This is a genomic window from Pimelobacter simplex (assembly GCF_024662235.1).
Taxonomy (GTDB): Bacteria; Actinomycetota; Actinomycetes; order Propionibacteriales; family Nocardioidaceae; genus Nocardioides.
The window spans coordinates 1,894,406-1,917,775 of sequence record NZ_CP096276.1 but is presented as its reverse complement, the minus strand read 5'-3'; the positions used below and the strand labels follow the sequence as shown (position 1 = coordinate 1,917,775).

Genomic DNA, 23,370 nt, shown 5'->3' with positions numbered 1-23,370 from the left:
GGCCCGACAGAACCCCGAGGGGCTCGCCGGTGAGCGGCCGATCAGGCGTAGCGGACGGTCCGCTCGGCGCGGGTCCAGCCGTAGAGCGCGAGTCCGCCGGCCTCGGCCATCCGCACCGAGAGCCCGGTGGGGGCCCCGACCGCGACGAGGGCGCCGATCCCGCTCGCGACGGCCTTCTGGACCAGCTCGAAGCCGGCCCGGCCGCTGATCACGAGGACCGCCTCGGCCGACGGTGCGCCGGTGAGCAGGCGCGCGCCGACGACCTTGTCGACGGCGTTGTGCCGCCCCACGTCCTCCCGTACGACGACCAGTTCGCCCGCCGCGGTGAACAGCCCGGCCGCATGCGCACTGCCGGTCTTGGCGAAGAGCTCCTGCCGGGGCCGCATCAGGTCGGGCAGCGTCCGGACCAGGTCGTCCGCGGGCAGCGGCCCCGACCAGGGGAGCGAGGGCCGGCGGGCCAGCACCTCGTCGACCTCGTCGGTCCCGCACACCCCGCAGGCGGCCGACCCGGCGCTGAGCGCGTCGAGCTGGCTCGGCACCCGCGCCGGGACGGCGTCGAGGGTCACCGTGACGACGTTGAACTCCTGCTCGGGGCGCAGCTCGACGTCGGTGCAGTAGGCCACGCCCGAGGCCCGGCCCAGGCCCTCGTGGTGGACCCAGCCCGCGGCCAGCTCGAAGTCGTGACCGGGCGTGCGCAGCGTCGTCCACACCCGGCGGGCCGCGGCGCCCGGCCACGCGAGCCGGATCTCGAGCGGCTCCTCGGTCAGGACCCGGTCCTCGTGGCGGCGTACGCCGGTGGCGACGTGCTCGGCGACACGCAGGCGCCCGGTCGGGCCGGGGCGCCGGGCCTTCATCACGCCAGCACCGCCCGGCGCCGCCGCAGCTCGTCGAGGCGGTCGGTCAGGCGCCGGCGCACGGCGCCCGGCAGGTCGCCGTCCAGCGCGGCCAGGGCGGCCGCCTCGGTCGCGTCGTCGAGGTGGGTGATGGGGAAGAACGCCTCGATCACGTCGCCTTGGACCCAGCCCTGGTGCGCCTCGACGAGGGTCCCGAGCTGGGTGAAGTAGGAGCGCGCGTAGTGCTCGGTCAGCGCGCGCTGGTCGGCGCGCCACAGACCCGCCCCCGCGGCCTTGACCTCGTAGTTGGGCACCTCGATCTCGCCGGTCGCGCGGGCCCAGGCGAACTCCTTGGCCTCGGTGGCGGGCAGCGAGGCCACGGCCCGCGCGTGGTGGACCTTGGCCGCGCCCGTCGGCTCGGTGGCCAGGGCGGCGTCGAGGGCGCCCTGGTCGGTGGCGCCGATCTCGGCGAGGCGGCGGCGGGCCTTCCAGCGCAGGTCGACGTCGGCGGCGATGCCGGGGAGCACGTCCTCGCCGGCCGCCCAGCGCTCGAGCTCGGCCGCGTCACCCGCGGAGAGCACGGTCGCCCGGAACGCCGAGAGCTGCAGCTCGGAGCCCTCGGGCGCCGCCTCGGCCGCGGCCCGGACGGCGGCGTGGAAGCGCTCGGTGGTGCCGTCGGGCGCGAGGGGGAGCACGGTCTCGAGCACCCACGGGAGCAGGTTCCGGGCGCCGTCGGAGGTGTCCTCCACCGGCGGGGCGGCCGCCAGCAGGTCGGCGACCTGGGGGAGCGTGAGCGCGCCCTCGAAGAGGCCGAGCCGGACGCTGTTCCACATCGTCGCGCGCAGCTGGGGGTCGGTGATCCCGGGCGCGAGCGCCGGCAGGGCGGCCATGGTCAGGGCGTCGGGCGGGCACACCGCCCAGGTGGTCTCGGCCGCGTCGAGCAGGACCGGCGCCTCGCCCACCGCGAGCGGGGTCTCGGCACCGTCGACGACGAACGCCTGCTGGGTCCACCCGTCGGGACCGTGGACGGCGACCTGGAGCTGGTGCCGGCGCTCGGCCGGGTGGGCCGCCGGCGAGGTCCGCCGGACGACGCCCGCGCTGCGGTCGAGGTCGAGCCGGTCGGCTCCGGGCGTCAGCAGCCAGTCCTTGACGAAGCCGTCGAGGGTCGCGCCACCGGCGGCCCGCTCCCAGCTCGCGAACAGATCGTGCATGGTGGCGTTGCCGAAGCGGTGCAGCTCGAAGTGCTCGCGCACGCCGCCGAGGAAGGCGTCGTCGCCGAGCCGGATCGCGAGCTGGCGCAGGACGTTGGCGCCGCGGGCGTAGGAGATGCCGTCGAAGTTCTGGAGCGCCGAGAGCGCGTCGGGGGCGGCGTTGCCGGCGACCGGGTGGGTGGTGGGGCGCTGGTCGGCGGTGATGCCCCACGTGCGGCGGGCGTAGGAGTCGTGGACCGGCGCGTCGGCGTACTCGGTGGCGTCGGTGATGACCCGACGGCCCATGTACTCGGCGAACGACTCGTTGAGCCACAGGTCGTCCCACCACGCCGGCGTGACGATATTGCCGAACCACTGGTGGGCCATCTCGTGGGCGATGAGGTTGGCGCGGAAGCTGCGGTCGGCCCGGGTCGAGCTGGACTCGAACAGCAGGGGGTCGCGGATGGTGATGCAGCCGGGGTTCTCCATCGCGCCCGCGTTGAACTCCGGCACGAACGCCTGGTGGTAGTCGCCGAACGGGTAGCGGATGCCGAACAGCCGGTGCAGCTCGTCGAACGACTGCCGGGTCAGCGTGAACAGCTCACCGGCCTCACGGTCCAGCGTCGCGGCGAGGCTCTGGCGGGCGCTGAGGCCGAGCGGGATGCCGTCGTGCTCGTCGCGCAGCACGTGGTAGGGCCCGGCCACGACGGTCACGAAGTAGGTCGCCAGCGGCGGCGTGGGGCCGAGCTCCCAGCGCTTCGTCGTCCCCTCGCTGCCGATCTCGCGGGCGGGCGCGTTGCCGACGACGAGCCAGTCGGCCGGCGCGGTGACCCGCATCGTGTACGGCGCCTTGAGGTCGGGCTGGTCGAAGCACGCGAACACCGACGGCGCGGCGTCCATGAACGACATGCCGTAGACGTAGGCGCGGCCGTCGGCCGGGTCGACCGAGCGGTGCAGTCCCTCGCCGTCGTGGCGGTAGGACATGGTCGCCTCGACCACGAGCTCGTGCTCGCCCGCGGACAGGTCGAGCGGCACCCGGCCGTCGGCGAGGAGAGCGGTGTCGAGCGGCGCCCCGTCGAGCCGTACGGCGTGCAGCGCCGTGGGCTTCACGTCGACGAACGTCGTGGTGCTCGTCTCGCTGCGGAACCGGAGGGTGGTGCGGGAGACGAAGACGTCGTCGGCTCCGCTGAGGTCGAGGTCGACGTCGTAGGAGGCGACGGCGAGGACGCTCGCGCGGTGCTCGGCTTCAGCGCGGGTGAGGCTCATCCCGCCAGCCTAGAACCCGCCCGCGGGGCTGGTGGTTGTGGGAGGGTTCGGGCCATGCGTCCGTGGACCCAGGTGCCGCCCCAGCCGGGCCGGCGGTTCGTCATCACCGGCTCGAACGGCGGTCTCGGCCTCGAGACCGCCCGGATCCTGGGCTCGCGCGGCGCCGAGATCGTGATGGCCTGCCGCAGCGTCGACAAGGGCGAGGCGGCGGCCCGGACCGTGCCCGGCCACGACAAGGGGCGGGTCGAGGTGCGCCAGGTCGACGTCAGCGACCTGGCGTCGGTCCGGGCGTTCGCGGCGGGGCTGCGCGAGGGCGGGCGTCCTGTCGACGTGCTCGTCAACAACGCCGGGGTGCTCGGCGTACCGCTGGGGCGCTCGGCGGAGGGCGTCGAGATGCACCTGGCGACCAACTACCTCGGGCACTTCCTGCTCACCCAGGAGCTCCTTCCGCTGCTCACCGACCGGGTGGTGATGGTCAGCTCGCGCGAGCACCGCTCGGGCGCGCTCGACCTCGACGACCTCGGCTGGGAGCGGCGGCCGTACCGGCCGTTCCAGGCCTACGGCGACTCCAAGCTCGCCGACCTGCTCTTCATGCGCGAGCTCGACCGCCGCTTCGCCGCGGAGGGCTCGCCGCTGCGCGCCGTCGCCGCACACCCGGGAGCGTCCGCCACCAAGATCACCGGCGGCTCGGGCAACCCCGTGGTCACCGCCATCGGCTACTACGGCCAGAAGCTCGTCGGCATGCCCGCCTGGCGCGGCGCCCTGTGCACGGTCTACGCCGCGACGATGGACGTCCCGAGCGGGACCTACATCGGCCCCCACGGAGTCACCGAGCTGTGGGGCTGGCCCGCGCCCGCGCGGATGTCGCCGAAGGCCGACGACCCCGCGCTGGCGCAGGCGCTGTGGGAGCGCTCGGTCCAGCTCAGCTCGACATGAGCAGCAAGCCGTGGAACTGGTGAGGACCGTCCGCGGCGCCGGGACCGGCAGGTAGCAGCAGGTAGATCCGCGCCCTGACAGCGCTCTGGTCGACCCGCGACTCGATCCAGCGGGTGACGTCCGCCAGCTCGGCTCCCCGGAAGACGTAGCTCTCCACCGACGGGGACGGCGAGCCCAGGTGGGACGTCAGCTCCAGCCAGAAGTCGGCCGTCTTGGTCTCGGTTGCGACGAGCCGCTCGTCGAACAGATCCGGGTCGCCCTCGCCCATCAGGTCAGCTGCACTTCGTCGGATGCACAACGCCGGACTTCGGGGCGCCGGACTTGACCTGTCCCTCGGCGGTCAGCGTGGCGCGGGACCACGCGTGGTAGAAGTCGCTCATGTCGCATGCCGCTCCGCGCGTGCCGTCAGCCGGGATGTAGACCGTGCCGCTGGCGCCAGGGCCGACCGAACGAACGGTGCCGACGTTCTGGCGCACGGGTGCGTACGGGCCCATCTGCCCCGACTGGTAGCGAGTCAGGTATCCGTCGATACGGAGCGAACCGGTGGTGTTGCCGGTGCAGGTGTATCGAACCTTGGCGATGACGCCCTGGGCGCCCTTGGAGTAGTGCGGGTTGTCCACCGTCACGGCGCAGTTGATGACGCGCACACCCGCGCTCACCTTGACCGCGCCCGCGGGTGCCGAGGTGAGGAGCGATGCGGCCGCGACCCCGGACGCTACGAGGACGGGAAACATTCGAGACCTGGAAATCATGGCGATCCTTGTGTCAGCGGTAGTCATGTTCTGTCATGAACTACTTTACGATCGCGACATTCTCGATCGATACCGGGGTGTTGGGGGCACCGTCGCCGGTCGGGGTCGAGCCGGCCTTGGCGAGCTTCGTGACAAGGTCGATACCTGCCTTGTCGATCGATCCGAAGACGGTGTAGTCAGGCTTGAGCTGGCTGTCGGCGTAGACGATGAAGAACTGCGAGCCGCCTGAGTGCGGATCGCCGGTGTTCGCCATGGCGAGCGTCCCGGCGGAGTAGGTCGCCGCTGGGTCGAGCTCGTCGGGAATCGTGTAGCCCGGACCACCGGTGCCCTGTCCGGTCGGATCGCCGCACTGCAGGACGGACAGTGTGTCGTAGGAGGTCAGCCGGTGACAGGGAGTGTCGTCGAAGTAGCCCTTCGCGGCGAGAAAGAGAAATGAGTTCACGGTGCAAGGAGCCTTCTTGCCGTCGAGGGTCACCGCGAGGTCGCCGGCCGAGGTCTTGATGGTCGCCCGCACCGGGCCATCGACCGTGGGTGCCGGTGGGAGCTGGACGTCCTTGACCGTGCCGTCCTCCTTGTAGTCGCACGTACCACTCGTCGCCGGCGTGCCTGCGTTCTGTCCGTCGTCGACCGTGACCGTTGCGCTCGGGGAGGGCGTCGGCGAGGTGTTGTCCGACGCTCGCGAGTCGTCCTCCCCGCAGGCGGAGAGCGTGGCGAGCAGCAACAGGGCCGGGACACCGGCGAGCAGGCGGGAACGCATGGGGCGCATCGTACGCAGCGGACCTGAGTGCTCCGGGCTACGTTGGCTCCATGGACCTCGGCATCCACTACGCCACCTTCACCCACCCGCAGTGGCAGACCACGCTCGCCGACCGGATCGCCGCCACCGCGAAGGTCGCCGACGAGGGCGGCATCGCCCTGTTCACCGTGATGGACCACTACTTCCAGATGGAGATGGCCGGCGGTCCCGCCGAGCCGATGCTGGAGGGCTACACCACCCTCGGGTACGTCGCCGCGCTGACCGAGCGCATCGACCTGGGCCTGTTCGTCACCGGCGTCACCTACCGGCACCCGGGCCTGCTGGCCAAGGTCGTCACCACGCTCGACGTCCTCTCGCACGGGCGGGCCTGGCTCGGCATCGGCGCGGCCTGGTACGACCGGGAGCACGCCGGGCTCGGCGTACCGTTCCCGCCGGTGGCAGAGCGCTTCGAGCGCCTGGAGGAGACGCTGCGCATCTGCCGGCAGATGTGGAGCGACGACGACGGCCCGTTCGAGGGCGAGCACTACCGCCTGGCCGAGACGATCTGCGTGCCGCCCGCCGTATGGGGGCGGGTGCCGGTGGTCATCGGCGGCTCCGGGGAGCGCAAGACGCTGCGCCTGGTCGCCCACTACGGCGACGCCTGCAACCTCTTCACCGGCGAGGGCCCCGACGGCGTCGCCCACAAGCTCGACGTCCTGCGCCGCCACTGCGACGACGCCGGGCGCGACTACGACGAGATCCGCAAGACCATCCTGTGGTTCGGCGACCCGGTCGCCGAGCCGGACCGGTTCGCGCGCGAGATGGAGCAGTACGCCGCGCTCGGCGTCACGCTCACCTCGATGATGCCGCCGACCGACGACCCGGAGGGGTGGGCGGTCGACCTGGTCGAGCAGGCGCTGCCGCGCGTCAGGGAGCTGTGACCCGGCGGCCGCCGGTCACCGCGGTCGCGGCCGCGCCGAGGGCGAGCGCGGCGGCGGCGTTCGGGCCGGTAGGTCAGCAGCGACCAGGCCGCGGCGAGCGCGGACAGCGCGGCCCCCGCAAGCCCGCGGCGACCAGCTCGGCCGCTCGTACCCGGCCCGCGCTCACCGGTGCCCGCCCGCGATCCGCGCGTTGATCCGGCGCAGCACCCAGGCCGGCGCGAGCCCCGACGACGCCATGAGCACCTTGGCCTGCGTCCCGACCGCGCGGTGCACGGGCTGCGGGAGCCGGTGGGCGCCGACGACGTCGAGGACCTCGCGGGCGACGTCGTCCGCGGTGAGCCGGACGCCGAGGGCGCGGGTGGAGGCGATGTCCATGTCGCTGGTCATCGCGGTGCTGACGAAGAGCGGCCAGACCGCGCGGACGGTGATGTCGTCGGCGGCCCACTCCAGGTCGAGCGCCTCGGTCAGGCCGCGGACCGCGAACTTCGTCGCCGAGTACGTCGCCAGCTCGGGCTGGCCGTAGATCGCGCTGGCCGAGGCCAGGTTGACCACGTGGGCGCCGGGGGTGGCGCGCAGGTAGGGATGGGCGACGTGGCAGCCGTTGAGGACGCCCTTGACGTTGACGTCGACGATCCGCTGCTGGGCGTCGAGGGGGATCTCGGCGAACGGGCCGCTGCGCAGGATCCCCGCGTTGTTGACGAGGACGTCGAGGGTCCCGCCGGTGCGCTCGGTGAGCTCGGCGAGGCGCTGCTCCCAGGCCGTGGCGTCGCGGACGTCGAGCTGGCCGGTGACGATGCCGTCGAGCTCGTCGGCCAGGGTGGCGAGCCCGGCGGCGTCGACGTCGTACGCGCCGACGAGGTAGCCGGCGGCGTGGAACCGTTCGGCGACGGCCCGGCCGATGCCGGCCGCGGCTCCGGTGACGACGACACTGCGCTGGCTCATGCAGCGCAGTATCGCCGACCGGGGGTCTGGCGCCGACCAGCGCGGCGAAGTCGGCGGGCAGCTCGTGGTCCTCGAGGACGCGCATCTCGATCGGGCCGCCGCTGTAGGAGTCCTCGCCGATGATCATCAGTTCCTCGTCGAACGACCAGAAGATCACGTTGCGCATCCGGATCAGGTAGTTCTTGTCGGCCTCGGCGAAGTCGCCCGCCATCGGGTGCTGCACCATGAGCGCGCCCGGCTGGATCATCGTCAGGTTGCCCTCGATGACGATGCAGTGGTCGTCGACGACCATCCGCTCGCAGAAGAACTCCAGGACGTGGCCGTGGTGCTCGACCAGGTTGCGGTAGTACGCCGCGACGCCCTCGCGGGTCTTGGGCCCGACATCGCCCGAGAGCTCCCAGAAGTGGTAGTTCGTGGCCTCGCCGAGCGTCCCGACCAGCGTCTCCAGGTCGCCGTCGCGCTCGGCGGCCGCGTGGACCCGCATCCGCTCCAGCATCGTGCGCTGGCGCGGGGACTCGGTGGCCGCGAGCCGCTCGGTGATGAGGTCGACGAGGTGGTTGCGGTTGAGCTCGATCATGGGTGCTGCCTTTCGGTGGGGTGGAGCGCGAGCCGGCCGTGGGCGGCGAAGGACGCCTCCCGGGCGGTCCGGTCGGCCGCGGTGAAGGGGCGGTAGCCGTCGGGGGTGGCGTGCAGGACCTGGTCGTCGGTGAGCCAGGCCTCGCCGCGCAGCACCTGCTTGTCGAGCTTGCCGGTGCCGGTCAGGGGCAGCTCCTCGACCACGCGCACCAGGCGCGGACGCCACTTGGTGCCGAGGTCGGGCTGCTCGTCGAGGAAGCGGTCGAGTGCGGCGGCGTCCAGGCGCTCGCCGGGCACGAGCAGGAGGGACGCCATCACCTCGTCGCCCGTGCGCGGGTCCGGTACGCCGTACACGACCGCGGTGGCGACAGCCGGGTGCCGGGCGAGGATCCGCTCGATCGGGGCAGTCGCGAAGTTCTCGCTGTCGACCCGGATCCAGTCCGAGCTGCGCCCGGCGAACCAGAAGTGCCCCTCGGCGTCGGCGTAGGCGAGGTCGCCGGTCCAGAAGTCGCCGTCGCGCACCTTGGCGGCCATGGCCGCGGGGTTGTTGTAGTAGCCCTCGAAGCGGGCCGCGCCGCCGCGCACCACGATCTCGCCGATCGCCTCAGCGGCGTTGAGGAGCCGGCCGTCCGGGCCGAAGGCGGCGGGCGGGCACACCGTCCCGGACGCGCCGACGATCTCCAGGCCCATCTGGGGATCGGGCCGGCCGAGCGCACCCGGGGGAGTGTCGGGGCTGCGCAGGATCGCGCAGACGCCCTCGGACGAGCCGTAGGACTCGACGACGCGGCAGCCGAAGCGCCGGACGAACTCCTCGCGGTCCCGCGTCGACGCCTCGGTCCCGAAGCCGTAGCGGAGCCGGGTGCGGCCCTCGCGCGGGTCCTCGGGCTGGGCGAGCACGTACGACAGCGCGCGGCCGACGTAGTTGAAGAACGTCGCCCCGAAGCGCTCGACATCGGGCAGGAAGCCCGAGGCGGAGAACCGGTCGCGCATCGCCAGCGTGCCGCCGACGACGAGGATCGGCGCCCACGCGGCCATGAGGGCGTTGCCGTGGAAGAGCGGCATCGCGTTGTAGGCGACGTCCTCGCGGGTCAGCCCGTGCCGGTTGAGCTGACCGATCACCGCGAGCCGGAACGACGAGCAGACGACCGCCTTGGGCGCGCCTGTCGAGCCGGACGTGAAGAGCAGGAGCAGCACGTGCTCGGTGCCCGGGGGAGCGGTGGTGGTGACGGGGTGCTCCTCCGCTGCGGCGATCGCGTCCCGGTAGCGCTCGCCGTGCAGGTCGAGGACGTCGACCCCGGCGGTGTCCACGCCGTCGAGGAGGGCGCGGTGCTCGGGCCCGACGAGGAGGGTCTGGCAGTCGGTGGCGCGGATGTCCGCGGCGAGCTCGGCCCCGCGCCGGGTCGGGTTGACGCCGACCACGGTGGCGCCGCACAGCGCGGCGCCGGCGATGAGCAGGAGGTACTCCGGGTCGTTGTCCATGAGCACGCCGACGTGCCAGGGACCGGGCCGCCGCAGCGCGGTGAGGGCCCCGGCCCGGACCTGGGCCGCGGCGACGAATTCCCGCCACGTCAGGGTGTCGTCGCCGAACAGGAGGGCAGGATGGTCGTCCTCGGCGCGCGCGAGCAGCAGCTCCGCGACCGAGCCGTGGGGGAACGAAGGTGTCACGCGTGCTCCTGGGTGATCCGCTTCACATTGCGTTGCGGAACGAAACATAAATAGACTCCGCCCTACCGTCAAGGGTCTGGTGATCTGAGGAGGTACCCATGAGCGAGGCAGCAGCCGTCGCCGGCCGTCCACGCGACAGCCGGATCGACGAGGCCGTGCTCGTCGCCACGCGCGAGCTCGTCGCCGAGCTCGGGTACGCCGACCTGACCTTCCGCGCGATCGCCCAGCGGGCCGGGACGTCGGTGCCCGCCATCCGCCGGCGCTGGGCCTCCAAGGCCCACCTCGTGCACGAGGCGGTCTATCCCACCGACGCCGTCGGCGCCCCGACCGGGGCCGCCGACCTGCGCTCGGAGGTCCGCGCGGTCGTCGAGCGCTGCCTGGCGATCGTCGGCTCGCCCGCGGGCCGGCGCGCGACCCCGGCGCTGATGAGCGAGATGATGGCCGACCACGCGCTCGAGCAGGAGCTGAGCGCCCGGCTGCTGGCCTCCGGCTGGGAGTCCCTGGCCGGCCGGCTGGCCGAGGCGTCGGAGCGCGGCGAGGCGCGACCCGACATCGACCTGGGTGTGTTCGTCGAGATGGTCTTCGGTGCCACGCTGGTCGCGATGGTCCTGCGCGGGCACGACGCCGTGGACGACGCCTGGGTCGAGGGGCTCGTCACCGCGGTCGTCGACGGCCTGCGGGTGCGCTGAGCCGACCGCCGGATCGCGCCCGCCTGTCGGCGGCGCGCTCTAGGGTCGGGTCATGGCGATCATCCACCGCGCGACGCTGACCCCGAGCAAGGCCGAGCTGCTGTCCGGCTGGCTGGCCGTGGACGTCGAGGTCCTCGGCGCCTTCCGGTACGACGACCCGGCCGGCGAGGTGGGCGTCGAGGCGTTCCTGCTCCGCGTCGGCGACCAGGTGCGCCACGTGCCGCTGACCTACCGCGGCGCGCCCCACGAGAGCGCGACGCTCGTCGGCACGCTGGAGCACTCGGTGCTCGGCACCCGCTGGGTCTACGACGGCACGACCGACCCGGTCGCGCTCGGCTGCTACGAGCGCGCGCTGGCCGGCGAGCAGGAGCAGGCCGTGCTCGAGCTCTGGGACGCCGGCGAGCTGGTCGACCGGCTGCCCGGCTCGGTCGTCGTACGGCGCGAGGGGGAGGGGGCCGGCGCCCGCCTGGTCGCGACCTGGGACGGCGGCTCGCTGGTGGTCGCCGGTGACTGACCTGACGGACCAGACGGATCTGGCTGACCTGGCGCACCTCGACGCCGCCACCGCGCTGCTCCGCGCCCGCCTCGCGGACGTCGCCCCGGACCAGTGGGACGCGCCGTCACCGTGCGAGGGCTGGACCGCGCGCGACGTCGCCGAGCACGTCATCGGCGACGCCGTCCGCTACCGGCTCTGGGTGATCGGGGCGCCGGCCGAGGAGGTGACCGCCTCCCGGGCGCTGACCTTCCTGGGCGACGACCCGGTCGCCGCGCTCGACGAGATCCAGGGTGCGCTGCGCGCGGCGTTCGCCGAGCCGGGTGCGCTCGACCGCACCGCGCGCCACTCCGCGGGCGACATCACAGGCCGCGACCTGCTCGAGCTGCGCCTCCTGGAGCAGACGCTGCACGCCTGGGACATCGCGGTCGCGACCGGGTCCGACCCGGCCATCGGCGACGACCTCTGCGCCCGGCTGATCGGGTCCGCGGCGACGATCGAGCGGCTGCGCGGGCACGGCTACTACGGGCCGGCGACGGCGTTGGCCGGTCCCGGCGACACCCTCCAGGACCGGCTGCTGCGGCTGGCCGGACGTCGCTGAGCGCTCAGAGCATCACGATCGCGACGACCACGCCGGCCGCCACGACGGCCGCCCGGAAGACCCCCGACGGCAGCCTCCGCCCGATCCGCGCGCCGAGGTAGCCACCGCCGATCGAGCCGGCCGCGAGCAGCCCGACGGCCGCCCAGTCGAGGTCCGCGACGACGACGAAGATCAGTCCGGCCACGACATTGCCGGCCAGGAGCGAGAGGGTCTTGAGCGCGTTGACCACGCGCAGCTCGACGTCCGTTCCGATGCCGAGGACCGCCACCATCATCACGCCCGCGCCGGCGCCGAAGTAGCCGCCGTAGATGCCGGTCAGGCCGGCGAAGACCGTGGTCAGCGGCGACAGGTGGTGCCGGGGTCCGTCCTCGGCGTCGCGGTAGCGGGCGAGCCCGCGCGCGATCCACGGCTGGGCGCCGACGAGGCCGCACGCGAGCAGGATCAGCCACGGCACCGCGGTCTCGAACGCCGCGGCCGGCAGCGCCAGGAGCAGGATCGCGCCCACGACGGCGCCCAGCGCGCAGCAGGCCAGGACGACGCGGGTGACCCGGGGGTGCTCCCGCAGCTCGGCGCGGTAGCCGAACGAGCCGCTGAGCCCGGCCGGGATCAGCCCGACGGTGTTGGACGCGTTGGCGACGACCGGCGGCAGCCCGAGCGCGACCAGGACGGGGAAGCTCAGCAGCGAGGCGACGCCGACGGTCGAGCTGAGGATGCCCGCGCCGAAGCCGGCTGCCAGGACGGCGAGCTGCTCGAGGCCGCTCACCCGTCGGTACGGATCAGGGCGACGTCGCTGACCAGACCGATGTGGGCGTGCATCGCGGCTGCGGCCGCCGCGGGATCGCCGGCCGCGATCGCGTCGGCGATGCGCCGGTGACCGGCGAGCGAGGCGTGCGGGCGCTCGGGCTGGGAGAGCGACTCGAGCCGGGTCTCGCGCACCAGCGGGCCGATCTCGAGCATGAGCCGGGCCAGGAGCGCGGAGTGGCTGGCCGCGGTGACGGCGGCGTGGAAGCGCTCGTCGCCCTCGACCCCGCGCCCGCCGGCGGCGACGTCGGTCTCCATGGCGGCGATCGCGGCCTCGATCTCGGCCAGGTCCGCGTCCGTACGACGCTCGGCCGCGAGCGCCGCGATCTTGGTCTCCAGCGCGTCGCGGGTCTCGATGATCTCGGGCAGCCGGTCGGCGTGGGCGCGGATCGCCTGGGCGATCGTGCCCTCGGTGGGCCGGGTGAGCACGGTCCCGTCGCCGTGCCGGACGGTGACGACGCCGACGACCTCGAGCGCGACGAGCGCCTGGCTGAGGGTGGCCCGGCTGACGCCGAGCTGCTGGGCGAGCTCGCGCTCGGGCGGGAGCCGGTCGCCGACGGCGAGCCCGGTGGCGGTGATCCACTCGGTGATCTGCTCGGCGACCTGCTCGTACAGGCGGGTCCGGGTCACCTTCGGGGGGAGCGGTCGTCCGTCGGCCATGTCCGCATCCTATTGACAGCCGCCGACATTGTCCTATTGGCTAGGCCACTGATCCAACCTCCCAGCCGGTTGGGTCGGTGCCGGGCTCGCCGGCGTGCACGGGAGAGGTGGACCACCATGGGAGCTGACCAGGCCGCACGGCCGGACGTCGAGGGCTTTCCGTCGTCGCTGTCAGGACCGCTGTCCGACGTCCTGGTGGTCGACCTCTCCCGCGCGCTGGCGGGCCCGCACGCCACGATGATGCTGGGCGACCTCGGCGCCCGGGTCGTCAAGGTCGAGGCGCCCGGCCACGGCGACGACACTCGCGGGTGGGGGCCGCCGTTCGTCACGCCCGACAGGGGAGGGGAGCGGGAGTCGACGTACTTCCTCTCCGCCAACCGCAACAAGGAGTCGATCGCGCTCGACCTCAAGGACCCCGCCGACCGGGCGGTCCTGCTCGACCTGGTCGACCGCGCCGACGTCATCGTCGAGAACTTCCGGACCGGGGTGCTCGAGCGCCTCGGGCTCGGCCTGGACCGGCTCCAGGAGCGCAACCCGCGCCTGGTCGCCCTCTCCATCACCGGCTTCGGCCACGACGGCCCCGAGGGCGGTCGGGCCGGCTACGACCAGATCGCCCAGGGCGAGGCGGGTCTGATGTCGCTGACCGGCTCCGGTCCCGAGGACCCGCAGCGGGTCGGGACGCCGATCGCCGACGTCCTGGCCGGCATGTACGGCGCCTACGGCGTCCTCGCCGCGCTCCACGAGCGCGAGCGGACCGGCCGCGGGACCGTCGTACGGACCTCGCTGCTGGCGGCGGTCGTCGGAGTCCACGCCTTCCAGGGCACCCGCTGGACCGTCGGCGGCGAGCTCGGCCAGGCCCAGGGCAACCACCACCCGTCGATCGCGCCCTACGGGCTGTTCCGCTGCTCCGGCGGCGCCGTGCAGATCGCGGTCGGCTCCGAGGCGCTGTGGGCCCGCTTCTGCGCGGCCTTCGACCTCGACCCGGCCCAGGAGGGCTTCGCGACCAACCCCGAGCGGGTGAGCCGGCGGGCCGAGACGATCGCGCTCGTCGAGGGCGTCTTCGCCGACTGGGACGCCGAGAAGCTGCTCGCCAAGCTCGCCGACGCGGGCATCCCGGCGGGCAAGGTGCGCACCCTCGACGAGGTCTACGACTGGGACCAGACCGCCAGCCAGGGACTGCTGCTCGACGTCGAGCACGCCACCCTCGGCACGGTCACCCTGCCGGGTCCGCCGCTGCGCTTCTTCGGTGCCGACGGCGCCGAGCAGACGCCCACCGGGCACCGGGCGCCGCCCACGCTCGACCAGCACGGCGCCGCCGTCCGCGACTGGGTGCGGGGCGAGGCGTGAGCGCCCGGCTCGGCGCCCGGGACCTGCTCGACCTCGTCCTCGAGCCCGGGACCTTCACCTCCTGGGACGCGCCCGTCGACATCAGCGCTCACCCCGAGGCCTACCAGGCCGAGCTGCGCGCGGCCGCCGAGAAGGCGGGCACGGACGAGTCCGTGCTCACCGGCCGCGGCCTGGTGCACGGGCGTCCCGTCGCGGTCGTCGTCAACGAGTTCCGCTTCCTGGCCGGCTCGATCGGGCGGGCCGCGGCGCAGCGCATCGTGGCCGCCGTACGCCGGGCGACCGCCGAGGGCCTGCCCCTCCTGGCGGCCACCGCCTCGGGCGGCACCCGGATGCAGGAGGGCACCCCCGCCTTCCTGCAGATGGTCGAGATCTCCCGCGCGCTGATGGACCACCGTGCCGCGGGCCTGCCCTACCTGGCGTACCTGCGCCACCCCACGACCGGCGGGGTGTTCGCGTCCTGGGGGTCGCTGGCCCACGTCACGGTCGCCGAGCCCGGCGCGCTCGTCGGCTTCCTCGGTCCCAAGGTCTACGAGGCGCTCAACGGCGAGCCGTTCCCGCCCGGCGTCCAGGTCGCGGAGAACCTCGTCGCCAAGGGCATCATCGACGCCGTCGTCCCCACCGAGCACCTGCCCGCGCTCGTCGACCGGACGCTCCACGTCCTCGTCGACGCCCCCACCGCACCGGCCCTGCCGCGTCGCGAGGGCGACCTGGTCGAGCGCGACGCCTGGGACAGCATCGTGGCCACGCGCGCGTCCGGCCGGGCCGGCGTCCGCGACCTCCTGCGCCACGGCACGACCGAGCGGGTGCGCCTCTACGGCACCGACGAGGGCGAGCGGGACTCCTCCGTCCTCGTCGCGCTCGCCCGGATCGACGGCCAGCCCTGCGTCGTCGTCGGCCAGGACCGCGCCCGCCAGAGCGAGACCCAGCCCCTCGGACCGGCCGCCCTGCGCGCCGCCCGCCGCGGGATGCGCCTCGCCGAGGAGCTCCGGCTGCCCCTGGTCACCGTCATCGACACCCCCGGCGCCGAGCTCTCGCAGCGCGCCGAGGAGGGCGCGATGGCCGGCGAGATCGCCCGCTGCATCGCCACCCTGACCACCCTGAGCGTGCCGACGGTGTCGGTCCTGCTCGGCCAGGGCTGCGGTGGCGGCGCCCTCGCGCTGCTGCCGGCCCAGACGATCGTCGCGGCCGAGCGGGCCTGGCTCACCCCGCTGCCGCCCGAGGGCGCCAGCGTGATCATGCACGGGGACGTCGACCACGCTCCTGACATGGCGCGCGCGCAGCACGTCCGGGCGAGCGACCTGCTCGCGGCGGGGAGCATCCAGGTCGTCGTACCGGAGCGGGACGGCGACTCCGCCACGGACCTCGCGGTCGCCGTCGCGGCGGAGGTCGGCCAGGTGCTGGCAGGCTTGGGCGCATGCCCGACGTCCCGCTGACCGACGACCCCCTCATCCTCGACCGCTCGCCGCTCCCCGAGGGGGTCGGCGAGCGGCTGGCCGCCCAGCTGCGGTTCGTCGCGGAGGCCGACAAGCTCAAGACGATCCTGCGTGCCTCGCCGCTGGCCGCCGCGGAGCGCCGCGAGAACGACGCCGAGCACTCCTGGCACCTCGCGCTCATGGTCGTCCTCCTCGCCGAGTACGCCGACGAGCCGATCGACGTCGGCCACGCGGTCAAGCTCGTGGTCATCCACGACCTCGTCGAGATCTACGCCGGCGACAGCCCGGTGTTCGTGCCCGGAGCCGCCGACGACCAGGCCGAGCGCGAGGAGGCGGCCGCCGAGCGGCTCTTCGGGCTGCTGCCCGCCGACCAGGCCGGCGAGATCCGCGAACTGTGGGACGAGTTCGAGGCCGGGCGGTCGCCCGAGGCGCGCTTCGGCAAGGCGATGGACCGGCTCCAGCCGATGCTCCTCAACTGGCTCGCGCGCGGGGGCACCTGGCAGCTGCCGGGCGCCACCGAGAGCACCGTCCGGGCGCGCGAGGCCGGTGTCGTCGCGGGCTCGACCTCGCTCGGCTCCTTCACCGGGCGACTGGTCGACGAGGGCCTGCGCCGCGGCTGGATCCGGCCGGACGAGGCGTGAGCGCCGTGCTGCCCACCGCCGAGCGCCCGGTCGCCCTGGTCACCGGATCCACCTCCGGGATCGGCGCCGCCGTCGCCCGCCGCCTCGTCGCCGACGGGTACACCGTCGTCCTGCACTCGCGCAGCTCGGTCGCCGCCGGCGAGGCGATGGCCGCCGAGCTGGGTGACGCCGTCTACGTACAGGCCGACCTCGCCGACGAGGACGACCGCGTCCGGCTGGTCCATGAGGCCGCCGCCCACGCCGGGCGTCTCGACGTCCTCGTCAACAACGCGGGCATCAGCCGCGTCGTCCCGCACGCCGACCTCGTCGCGGCGACTCCCGCGCTCTGGCGCGAGCTGCACGAGGTCAACGTGATCGCCCCGTTCCACCTGGTGGCCGAGGCCGAGCCGTACCTCCGCGCGGCCGCCCGGGACGGCCACGGCCGCGCCGGGTGCGTCGTCAACATCAGCTCGCACGCGGGTGTGCGACCCAAGGGCGCCTCGATCCCGTACGCCGCGACCAAGGCGGCGCTCAACCACACGACCCGGCTGCTCGCCGTCGCGCTCGCCCCGGAGGTCCGGGTCAACGCCGTCGCCCCGGGCCTGGTCGACACCCCGCTCACGGCCGACTGGACCGCGGCCCAGGAGCTGTGGCGCGAGCGCGCACCGATGCGCCGGGCCGCCCGTCCCGAGGACATCGCCCAGGCGGTCGCGATGCTGGTCGCGTCGGACTACCTCACCGGCGAGGTGCTCCTCTCGGACGGCGGGCTCAACCTCACCTGAGCGTCCGGTCGGGGCGCACGGCCGCATAGACGTACATGTCGCGGCGCTCCGCGCCGACCCGCTCCCACGAGCGCAGCAGCCCATCGCGCTCGTAGCCGCAGGCCTCGGCGGTGCGCCACGACGCCTCGTTGGCCGGCTCGACGTGCAGCTGGACGCGGGCGACCTCGTCGTGGGCCAGCGCCCACGAGGTCACCGCGGCGAGGGCGGCGCGGGCGTAGCCGCGGCGGCGGTGCTGGGGCGCGATCCAGTACCCGGTCGTCGTACGGCCGGCGGGGAGGTCGGCCGTCCACAGCCCGATCTGGCCCACCCCTTCGCCGGTGACCGCGTCGGCCACCGCGAAGGAGTAGCCGACGCCCTGCGCCAGCCGGTCGTGCTGCCGGCGCAGGTACGCCGCGATCGCCTCCGGGTCGGCGGTCGTCGGGACCGTCGTGATCAGCGGGATCACCGGGTCGTCGACGACCGAGGCGACCAGCGCCGCGTCGTGCTCCGCGAAGGGGCGGAGCACGACGGGCGGGTGGTCGATCCGCGGGACCGAGGTGGGGAGCAAGCGTCGTCCTGCCTGCTCAGCGGAGCGCGCCGGGCGGGCGCAGGTAGTCCGGCCTCCGGTCGAGCGCGGCGTTGCGCGCCGGCCGGACCGTGCTGTCGTCCAGACCGGCCCACTCCCTGATCTGCGCCGTCGCCGCGGCCCGCTCGGCCTCGGGCAGCTGCGCGATCCGGGCCCCGTGGGTGCCGCCCTCGACGACGTGGACCGAGCACTCGCGGCGCTTGCCCGGCCTGCCGTGGTGCCCCGGCTTGGCGGGCTTGCCGCACGAGAACTGCTCGGCGCCCCAGGGGTCGTTGCCGCCGTACACGTAGAGCATCTGGGTCGACCTGGTCCGCACCCAGCGGTCGATGTCGGCCATCGCGCGCTTGTCGAAGCGGATCGGCCGCAGCTCGCGCGGCACGAAGTTCGCGCCGCCCCAGCCGCCCGGGTAGCGGAGCACGCCGGCGAGCGGCTTCTCGTACGCCTCGTACCAGCCGAGCTGGTAGGCCGCCTGGTAGTAGTACGCCAAGGTGCCGCGCAGCCCCTGGTCGAGGTAGCCGGTCAGCGGCACGACGCCCTGGGTCCAGTCCCACACCTGCTCGTTGGTCGCCTCGGGACCGGGCACGTCCGCACACGCCGACTGCGGCGAGTACTGCCAGAACGTGAAGTAGAGGTCGACGACCGCCGTCTCCATGCCCCGGTCCAGGCTGCCGAGGATCTCCCAGCCGTCACCGGTCGCCTCGGCGTCCTGCCGGGTGCGCTCGAGGAACCACGCGCGATCGGGGCCGAGGATCCGCCGCTGGACGGCGGTCAGCGCGGCCCGGCACTGGGGATCGGTGCCGACGTTCGCGAGGAACGTGTTGTAGGCGTCCTTGTCGTTGTCGACGTCGTTGGGCGCGACGTACGGGACGGTCCCGTCGACGTCGTCGGGGAAGAACCGGCGGTGGTAGGTCGCCGTCATCCCGCCCTTGGAGCCGCCGGTGGTGATCCAGTTCTCGCGGTAGAGCAGCTGGAACGAGCGGATGATCGCGTGCTGGTCGGCCGCCGCCTGCCAGATCGTGAGCTGCTGGGGCCAGTCGGTGCGGGCCGGGATCGACGGCTCGAAGTAGCGGTACTCCATGCTGAGCTGGTTGCCGTCGACGATCTGCGTCGGCTCGCTGCGGCTGGGGTTCTGGGAGACGTTGTAGCCGCTGGTGTACATCACCATCGGACGGCTCGTGTCCTTGTGGAGCAGCGTCAGGCGCTGCTCGAACGTGCCGGCCCGCGGGTTGCGGTGGTCGGCGGGCTGGCGGAACGTGAGCCGGAAGAACCGGTAGCCGGCCGGTGCCGTCGCCTCCGTGACCGACGTGACGCCGGGCAGCGCCGCGATCCGATCGGCGATGTCGGCGCTCGTCGCGCCGCCGGTGCTCGTGGGGGTGCTGGTCGCCGGGGGAGCGGCGGCACCGACCGTGAGCGTGGCCGCCAGGGCGGCGGCGAGGACCGCGGCGAGCGCGGACCGGGTGCGGGACATGGGGGACCTCCCGAGATCGTCGGCCGCACCACCGAGTCGGTGCGGCCGGGAACGTCGATTCTGACCCGCCGGGCCGCGGACCGCCAGGGGAATCGGCGGTCAGGTGCGGCACGACGTCGTCGAACGCGCCGCCGTAGGGCGGGTGCTCCGAGAAGTCCTCCGCGACCGCCGTGGTCAGGGCGACCAACGGCGCGCGTACGAAGGCACGCCCAGGCGGCGCCCACGAACCGTGGGCACCGCCGCCGGGCACGCGACGAGCAGCGCGCTCTCGTCCGCCATGCTCATCAGTCTTCCTCAGGTGGTCGTCGTCAGGTGGTCGGCAGGACCAGGACGCCCCACGCGACCAGCGGCGCGATGAGCACGATCGACATGCCCCACTGCATCAGCCGCTTGAAGACCAGCTCGCGGTCCTCGGGCTCGGCGTTGGCCACGACGAGCGCGCCGTTGGTCGAGAACGGGCTGCAGTCGACCACCGAGCTCGAGATCGCGAGCGCGGCGATGAGGGCGACGGCGTTGACCTGGTCGGTGAGCAGGAACGGTACGGCGAGCGGGATGAGCGCGCCGATGATGCCCGTGGTCGAGGCGAACGCCGAGACGACCGAGCCGATGAGGCAGATGAGGAGCGCGGCGATCACGGCGGCGCCGACGCCGGCGACCTCCTCGCCGAGCCACTGCACGACGCCCTGGTTCTCGAGCAGCGTCACGTAGGTGACGATGCCGCCGATGAGCAGGACCGTGCCCCAGCTGATCTTCTCGACCGCGCCCTTGGCCGACTGCGGGAACGCGAGGGTCAGCGCGACGGCGATGGTGAGCGCGGTGAAGCCGACGTCGAGGTCGAAGCCGAGGGCGCCCACGATGAGGGCCAGCAGGCCGAGCAGGGTGACGGAGCGCTGGGCGTCGAGGCGGTGCGGGTCGTCCTGGGCCGGTACGGCAGCGTTGGCCTTGACCTCGGCCGCCGAGTGGGGCTCGGCGGAGCCCACGGTCCGCGTGGCGGCGTACGACGCGGTCTCGGCGGTGGCCGCCATCGCGGCGACGTGCGCGTCCTCGCGGCCGCGGGCGATGAGCTGGCGTCCGCCGAAGGCGAGGTAGGTGATGACCGCGATCAGGGTGGCCGCGAGGAAGGTGCTGACGAACAGCAGCCCCGGGTTGCCCGGCAGGTCGCGGTCGTCGACGACGCCGTTGGTGATGCTGCCGAAGATGCCGATGGGGGAGAAGCTGCCCGCCGTCGCGCCCTGCACGATCATCATGCCCATCATCACGGGATGGATCTGGTAGCGCACCGCGAAGCCCATGCCGACCGGCGCGACGATCGCGACCGCCGCCGGGCTCACCGCACCGACCGACGTCACGACGGCGCAGACCAGGAACATCGCCCACGGCACGAGCGCGACGCGGCCGCCGACCGCGCGGACCGCGGCATGGACGATCCAGTCGACGGTGCCGTTGTTCTTGGCCAGGGCGAAGAGATACGTGACGCCGACGAGGATCACGAACAGGTCGCTCGGGAACCCGGCGAGGACGTCGTCCACCGTGGCGTCGTACACGGAGAGGCCGACGATGAACGACGCGACCAGGGCGAGCGCGCCCATGTTCACGCCGCGCACGGTGGCGACGAGGAAGACGATCACGAGGACCGCCAGGGAGATCAGTTCATGTGACACAGGGAGTCCGTTCCGAGGGCCGGGGTACGTGTGACCGGGGTCATGTGACGGCGGTCATGTCGACGGATCATGTCAGTGGATGAGCCACCTGGCAACCCGGACACTTCTCCACTAGGCTCCCGGCATGGATGCGGGATCAGGACGCGCGCTGCCGCCCCTGCGGCGCGAGCGGCTGTACGAGAGCCTCGTGGCGCACATCTCCGACTTCATCGAGGCCCAGGGCCTGGTCAGTGGTGACCGGCTGCCCCCGGAGCGCCAGCTCGCGGCCGAGCTCGGCGTCAGCCGGGCGACGCTCTCGCGGGCCCTCGCCGCCCTCGAGACCCGCGGCCGGATCGAGGTACGCCACGGCATCGGCGCCCTCGTCCGCGAGCCCGACGTCGACCCGCCCGCCCGGGGGAGCGGCATCGAGCGCCAGGTCGCCGAGCGCGCCGAGAGCGCCCCGGCCGAGGTCCTCACCGCCCGCGAGGCCGTCCTCGCCGGCCTCGCCCGGGCCGCCGCCGCCCACCACCAGGGCTCCCTGCGCATCGCGATGCTCGCCGACGACGGCCGGGCCCGAACCTTCGACCACACCTGGCGCTGCATCCGCCGCCTCGCCGGTGTCTCGCTGCTCGCCGACCTCGACGACATGCTCGCCGCGAGCGCACCGGCACCGGCCGACAGCCGCGAGGTCAGCGCGCGGCTCGACGTACTGGCGGACGCGATCGTCGCGGGTGACCCGTCGGCGGCGGCGACGGCGTGCGACGGGCTGCTGGGCTGAGTACGCCGCTAGCGTGACCTTCATGGCCTCCCGACTCGCGATCGTCACCGGAGGCAGCCGCGGCGTCGGCGCCGCGACCGCCCGCCGCCTCGCCCGCGAGGGCTGGAACGTCCTGCTGACCTACCACTCCGACGAGTACGCCGCCCGCGAGGTCGTCGCCGACTGCGTGGCCGCCGGCGCGTGGGCGAGCGCGGTCCGGGCCGACGTCGCCGACGAGGCCCAGGTCGACGCCCTGTACGACGGACTCCCGGCCGAGGCCGAGGCAGGCCCGCTCCGGGCGCTGGTCAACAACGCGGGCATCGTCGCGCCGGCCTCCGACGTGGCCGACATGGGTGCCGAGCGGATCCGGCGCACGCTCGACGTCAACGTGGTCGGGACGCTGCTCTGCGCGCGCAATGCCGTCCGGGTCATGGCGACCGGGCGTGGGGGAGCGGGTGGGGCGATCGTCAACGTGTCGTCGCGAGCGGCGGTGCTCGGCTCCGCCCACGAGTACGTCGACTACGCCGCCGCCAAGGCCGCCGTCGATGCCGTGACCACGGGTCTCGCGGTCGAGGTCGCGTCCGACGGGATCCGGGTCAACAGCGTCCGGTTGGGGTTGATGGCGACCGAGATCCACGCCCGCAACGGCGCACCCGACCGGCTCGACCGCCTCGCACCGTCGGTCCCGCTCGGGCGGGCGGGGACGGTGGAGGAGGCGGCGGCCGCGATCTGCTGGTTGGTGGGCGAGGAGGCGTCGTACACGACCGGGGCCCACCTGGACGTGGCCGGCGGTCGTTGAGTCCCGGCTAGACCTTGGCGAGGATCCCCGCGTCGACGGGCAGGGCCACCCCGGTGATGTAGCGGGCCTCGTCCGAGGCCAGGAACAGCACCGCGTTGGCCACGTCGCTCGCCTCGACCCACGGCACGGGCAGGGCGTTGGTGGAGATCGAGACATCGACGATGTCGTCGCGGCCCGGGGCGTCCAGGTCGGGGCGGAACATGCGGAAGATCTCGTCGTTCATGATCATCGGCGTGTCCACCTGGGTCGGGTTCACGCTGTTGACGCGGATCCAGTGCGGCGCCAGCTCGTTGGCGAACGTCCGCATCAGACCGGTGACACCGTGCTTCGCGGCGACGTAGTGCGCGAGGTTCGGGGTGCCCTGCAGTCCGGCCGCCGAGCTGGTCAGCACGATCGAGCCACCGCGGCCACCCGCCACGAGGTGCGGCACGGCGGCCTTGATCGTGTGCCACGTCCCGGTGAGGTTGATGTCGATCATCTCCTGCCAGGCGGCCTCGGAGATCTCGTGCCCGGCCGCATAGCTGGCGATGCCGGCGTTGGCGACGACGATGTCGAGCCCACCCAGCGCCGCGACGCCGGCCGCGAGCTCGCGCTCCAGGACGTCGAGGTCGCGGACGTCGACCTGGGCCGAGTACACCTGCCCTCCGGCCGCCCGGACCAGGGCGCACGTCTCCTCGAGGTCCGCCGCGGTCGCCATGTCGTAGCTCACCGAGGCGACCGGGGCGCAGATGTCGAACGCGATGACCGAGGCACCCTCCTCCGCCAGTCGTACGGCGTGCGCGCGCCCCTGGCCCCGTCCGGCACCGGTGATGAGCGCGACCTTCTGGTCGACACGTCCCATGCTCGTTCCTCCTTCGTTCAGGTCGTGAGGTCGTTCA

The 23,370-nt window shown here is 73.6% G+C and carries 25 protein-coding genes; 12 read left to right on the top strand and 13 right to left on the bottom strand.

Going from position 1 to position 23,370, the window contains the following annotated elements; genetic code table 11:
• Positions 1-41: 41 nt before the first annotated feature.
• Together M0M48_RS09280 and pepN are read right to left on the bottom strand one after the other, a co-directional pair.
• Positions 42-854: a formate dehydrogenase accessory sulfurtransferase FdhD gene (locus M0M48_RS09280; RefSeq protein ID WP_257750904.1), complete on the bottom strand. Its 813-nt coding sequence runs from the start codon at positions 852-854 to the stop codon at positions 42-44.
• Positions 854-3,289 (bottom strand): aminopeptidase N, encoded by a 2,436-nt coding sequence (pepN, locus tag M0M48_RS09275; RefSeq protein ID WP_257750903.1) that lies wholly within the window; start codon positions 3,287-3,289, stop codon positions 854-856. The genes M0M48_RS09280 and pepN overlap by 1 nt, the downstream gene beginning before the upstream one ends.
• A gap of 54 nt (positions 3,290-3,343) precedes the next feature.
• Here pepN and M0M48_RS09270 point away from each other — a divergent pair, with 54 nt between their 5' ends.
• A complete protein-coding gene (locus M0M48_RS09270; protein WP_257750902.1) occupies positions 3,344-4,225 on the top strand; it encodes an SDR family NAD(P)-dependent oxidoreductase in 882 nt (293 codons plus the stop codon).
• Here M0M48_RS09270 and M0M48_RS09265 read toward each other — a convergent pair.
• Genes M0M48_RS09265 through M0M48_RS09255 form a run of 3 tightly spaced genes read right to left on the bottom strand, consistent with a single transcriptional unit; the run spans position 4,212 to position 5,734 of the window.
• Positions 4,212-4,493, bottom strand: coding sequence for a hypothetical protein (locus M0M48_RS09265; protein ID WP_257750901.1), 282 nt, complete (start codon positions 4,491-4,493; stop codon positions 4,212-4,214). The two genes, M0M48_RS09270 and M0M48_RS09265, sit on opposite strands and share 14 nt — an antisense overlap.
• A gap of 4 nt (positions 4,494-4,497) precedes the next feature.
• Entirely contained in the window at positions 4,498-5,004 is a 507-nt protein-coding gene (locus M0M48_RS09260) for a hypothetical protein (RefSeq protein WP_257750900.1), read from the bottom strand.
• A gap of 13 nt (positions 5,005-5,017) precedes the next feature.
• Positions 5,018-5,734, bottom strand: a complete 717-nt coding sequence (locus M0M48_RS09255; RefSeq protein ID WP_257750899.1) for a peptidylprolyl isomerase — start codon at positions 5,732-5,734, stop codon at positions 5,018-5,020.
• A gap of 50 nt (positions 5,735-5,784) precedes the next feature.
• Between M0M48_RS09255 and M0M48_RS09250 the strand changes: the two genes are divergently transcribed.
• The gene (locus M0M48_RS09250) at positions 5,785-6,654 is read left to right on the top strand and encodes an LLM class F420-dependent oxidoreductase (RefSeq protein ID WP_257750898.1); all 870 of its coding nucleotides are present in this window, start codon (positions 5,785-5,787) and stop codon (positions 6,652-6,654) included.
• 162 nt (positions 6,655-6,816) lie between these two features.
• Here the strand turns inward: M0M48_RS09250 and M0M48_RS09245 are convergent, their stop codons facing one another.
• A complete protein-coding gene (locus M0M48_RS09245; RefSeq protein ID WP_257750897.1) occupies positions 6,817-7,596 on the bottom strand; it encodes an SDR family oxidoreductase in 780 nt (259 codons plus the stop codon).
• Here M0M48_RS09245 and M0M48_RS09240 point away from each other — a divergent pair.
• Entirely contained in the window at positions 7,571-8,269 is a 699-nt protein-coding gene (locus M0M48_RS09240) for a hypothetical protein (protein WP_257750896.1), read from the top strand. The genes M0M48_RS09245 and M0M48_RS09240 overlap by 26 nt on opposite strands.
• Here the strand turns inward: M0M48_RS09240 and M0M48_RS09235 are convergent.
• Complete coding sequence (locus tag M0M48_RS09235) at positions 8,170-9,837, bottom strand: AMP-binding protein (protein ID WP_257750895.1); 1,668 nt, start codon at positions 9,835-9,837, stop codon at positions 8,170-8,172. The genes M0M48_RS09240 and M0M48_RS09235 overlap by 100 nt on opposite strands.
• 98 nt (positions 9,838-9,935) lie before the next feature.
• Between M0M48_RS09235 and M0M48_RS09230 the strand changes: the two genes are divergently transcribed.
• From M0M48_RS09230 to M0M48_RS09220, 3 genes are read left to right on the top strand one after another with little or no spacing between them, the layout of a single operon-like run.
• Positions 9,936-10,526, top strand: a complete 591-nt coding sequence (locus M0M48_RS09230; protein WP_257750894.1) for a TetR/AcrR family transcriptional regulator — start codon at positions 9,936-9,938, stop codon at positions 10,524-10,526.
• 52 nt (positions 10,527-10,578) lie between these two features.
• Positions 10,579-11,040: a maltokinase N-terminal cap-like domain-containing protein gene (locus tag M0M48_RS09225; protein WP_215815883.1), complete on the top strand. Its 462-nt coding sequence runs from the start codon at positions 10,579-10,581 to the stop codon at positions 11,038-11,040.
• A complete protein-coding gene (locus M0M48_RS09220) occupies positions 11,033-11,620 on the top strand; it encodes a TIGR03086 family metal-binding protein (protein ID WP_257750893.1) in 588 nt (195 codons plus the stop codon). Before M0M48_RS09225 ends, M0M48_RS09220 begins: the two co-directional genes overlap by 8 nt.
• A 4-nt stretch (positions 11,621-11,624) precedes the next feature.
• Here the strand turns inward: M0M48_RS09220 and M0M48_RS09215 are convergent, their stop codons facing one another.
• On the bottom strand, positions 11,625-12,383 hold the full coding sequence (locus M0M48_RS09215; protein WP_215815885.1) for a sulfite exporter TauE/SafE family protein: 759 nt from the start codon (positions 12,381-12,383) through the stop codon (positions 11,625-11,627).
• On the bottom strand, positions 12,380-13,081 hold the full coding sequence (locus M0M48_RS09210) for a FadR/GntR family transcriptional regulator (RefSeq protein WP_257750892.1): 702 nt from the start codon (positions 13,079-13,081) through the stop codon (positions 12,380-12,382). Before M0M48_RS09210 ends, M0M48_RS09215 begins: the two co-directional genes overlap by 4 nt.
• 117 nt (positions 13,082-13,198) lie before the next feature.
• On the opposite strand from M0M48_RS09210, the gene M0M48_RS09205 reads away from it, so the two are divergent.
• From M0M48_RS09205 to M0M48_RS09190, 4 genes are read left to right on the top strand one after another with little or no spacing between them, the layout of a single operon-like run.
• Complete coding sequence (locus tag M0M48_RS09205; protein ID WP_257750891.1) at positions 13,199-14,428, top strand: CaiB/BaiF CoA transferase family protein; 1,230 nt, start codon at positions 13,199-13,201, stop codon at positions 14,426-14,428.
• Positions 14,425-15,861: an acetyl-CoA carboxylase carboxyltransferase subunit alpha/beta gene (locus tag M0M48_RS09200; RefSeq protein WP_257750890.1), complete on the top strand. Its 1,437-nt coding sequence runs from the start codon at positions 14,425-14,427 to the stop codon at positions 15,859-15,861. The genes M0M48_RS09205 and M0M48_RS09200 overlap by 4 nt, the downstream gene beginning before the upstream one ends.
• A complete protein-coding gene (locus M0M48_RS09195) occupies positions 15,843-16,502 on the top strand; it encodes an HD domain-containing protein (RefSeq protein WP_257750889.1) in 660 nt (219 codons plus the stop codon). The genes M0M48_RS09200 and M0M48_RS09195 overlap by 19 nt, the downstream gene beginning before the upstream one ends.
• The gene (locus tag M0M48_RS09190) at positions 16,499-17,263 is read left to right on the top strand and encodes an SDR family NAD(P)-dependent oxidoreductase (protein ID WP_257750888.1); all 765 of its coding nucleotides are present in this window, start codon (positions 16,499-16,501) and stop codon (positions 17,261-17,263) included. The genes M0M48_RS09195 and M0M48_RS09190 overlap by 4 nt, the downstream gene beginning before the upstream one ends.
• Here the strand turns inward: M0M48_RS09190 and M0M48_RS09185 are convergent.
• From M0M48_RS09185 to M0M48_RS09175, 3 genes are all read right to left on the bottom strand, one after another.
• The gene (locus tag M0M48_RS09185; RefSeq protein ID WP_257750887.1) at positions 17,256-17,810 is read right to left on the bottom strand and encodes a GNAT family N-acetyltransferase; all 555 of its coding nucleotides are present in this window, start codon (positions 17,808-17,810) and stop codon (positions 17,256-17,258) included. The genes M0M48_RS09190 and M0M48_RS09185 overlap by 8 nt on opposite strands.
• Before the next feature lie 16 nt (positions 17,811-17,826).
• The gene (locus M0M48_RS09180) at positions 17,827-19,296 is read right to left on the bottom strand and encodes a S28 family serine protease (RefSeq protein WP_257750886.1); all 1,470 of its coding nucleotides are present in this window, start codon (positions 19,294-19,296) and stop codon (positions 17,827-17,829) included.
• Positions 19,297-19,604: 308 nt separating this feature from the next.
• Positions 19,605-20,957, bottom strand: coding sequence for an SLC13 family permease (locus M0M48_RS09175; protein WP_257750885.1), 1,353 nt, complete (start codon positions 20,955-20,957; stop codon positions 19,605-19,607).
• Positions 20,958-21,081: 124 nt separating this feature from the next.
• On the opposite strand from M0M48_RS09175, the gene M0M48_RS09170 reads away from it, so the two are divergent.
• Positions 21,082-21,714 (top strand): FadR/GntR family transcriptional regulator, encoded by a 633-nt coding sequence (locus M0M48_RS09170; RefSeq protein WP_257750884.1) that lies wholly within the window; start codon positions 21,082-21,084, stop codon positions 21,712-21,714.
• A 22-nt stretch (positions 21,715-21,736) separates the two neighbouring features.
• Positions 21,737-22,492, top strand: coding sequence for an SDR family oxidoreductase (locus M0M48_RS09165; RefSeq protein ID WP_257750883.1), 756 nt, complete (start codon positions 21,737-21,739; stop codon positions 22,490-22,492).
• A 7-nt stretch (positions 22,493-22,499) separates the two neighbouring features.
• Here the strand turns inward: M0M48_RS09165 and M0M48_RS09160 are convergent, their stop codons facing one another.
• Positions 22,500-23,333, bottom strand: a complete 834-nt coding sequence (locus M0M48_RS09160; RefSeq protein ID WP_257750882.1) for a mycofactocin-coupled SDR family oxidoreductase — start codon at positions 23,331-23,333, stop codon at positions 22,500-22,502.
• Positions 23,334-23,370 lie beyond the last annotated feature (37 nt).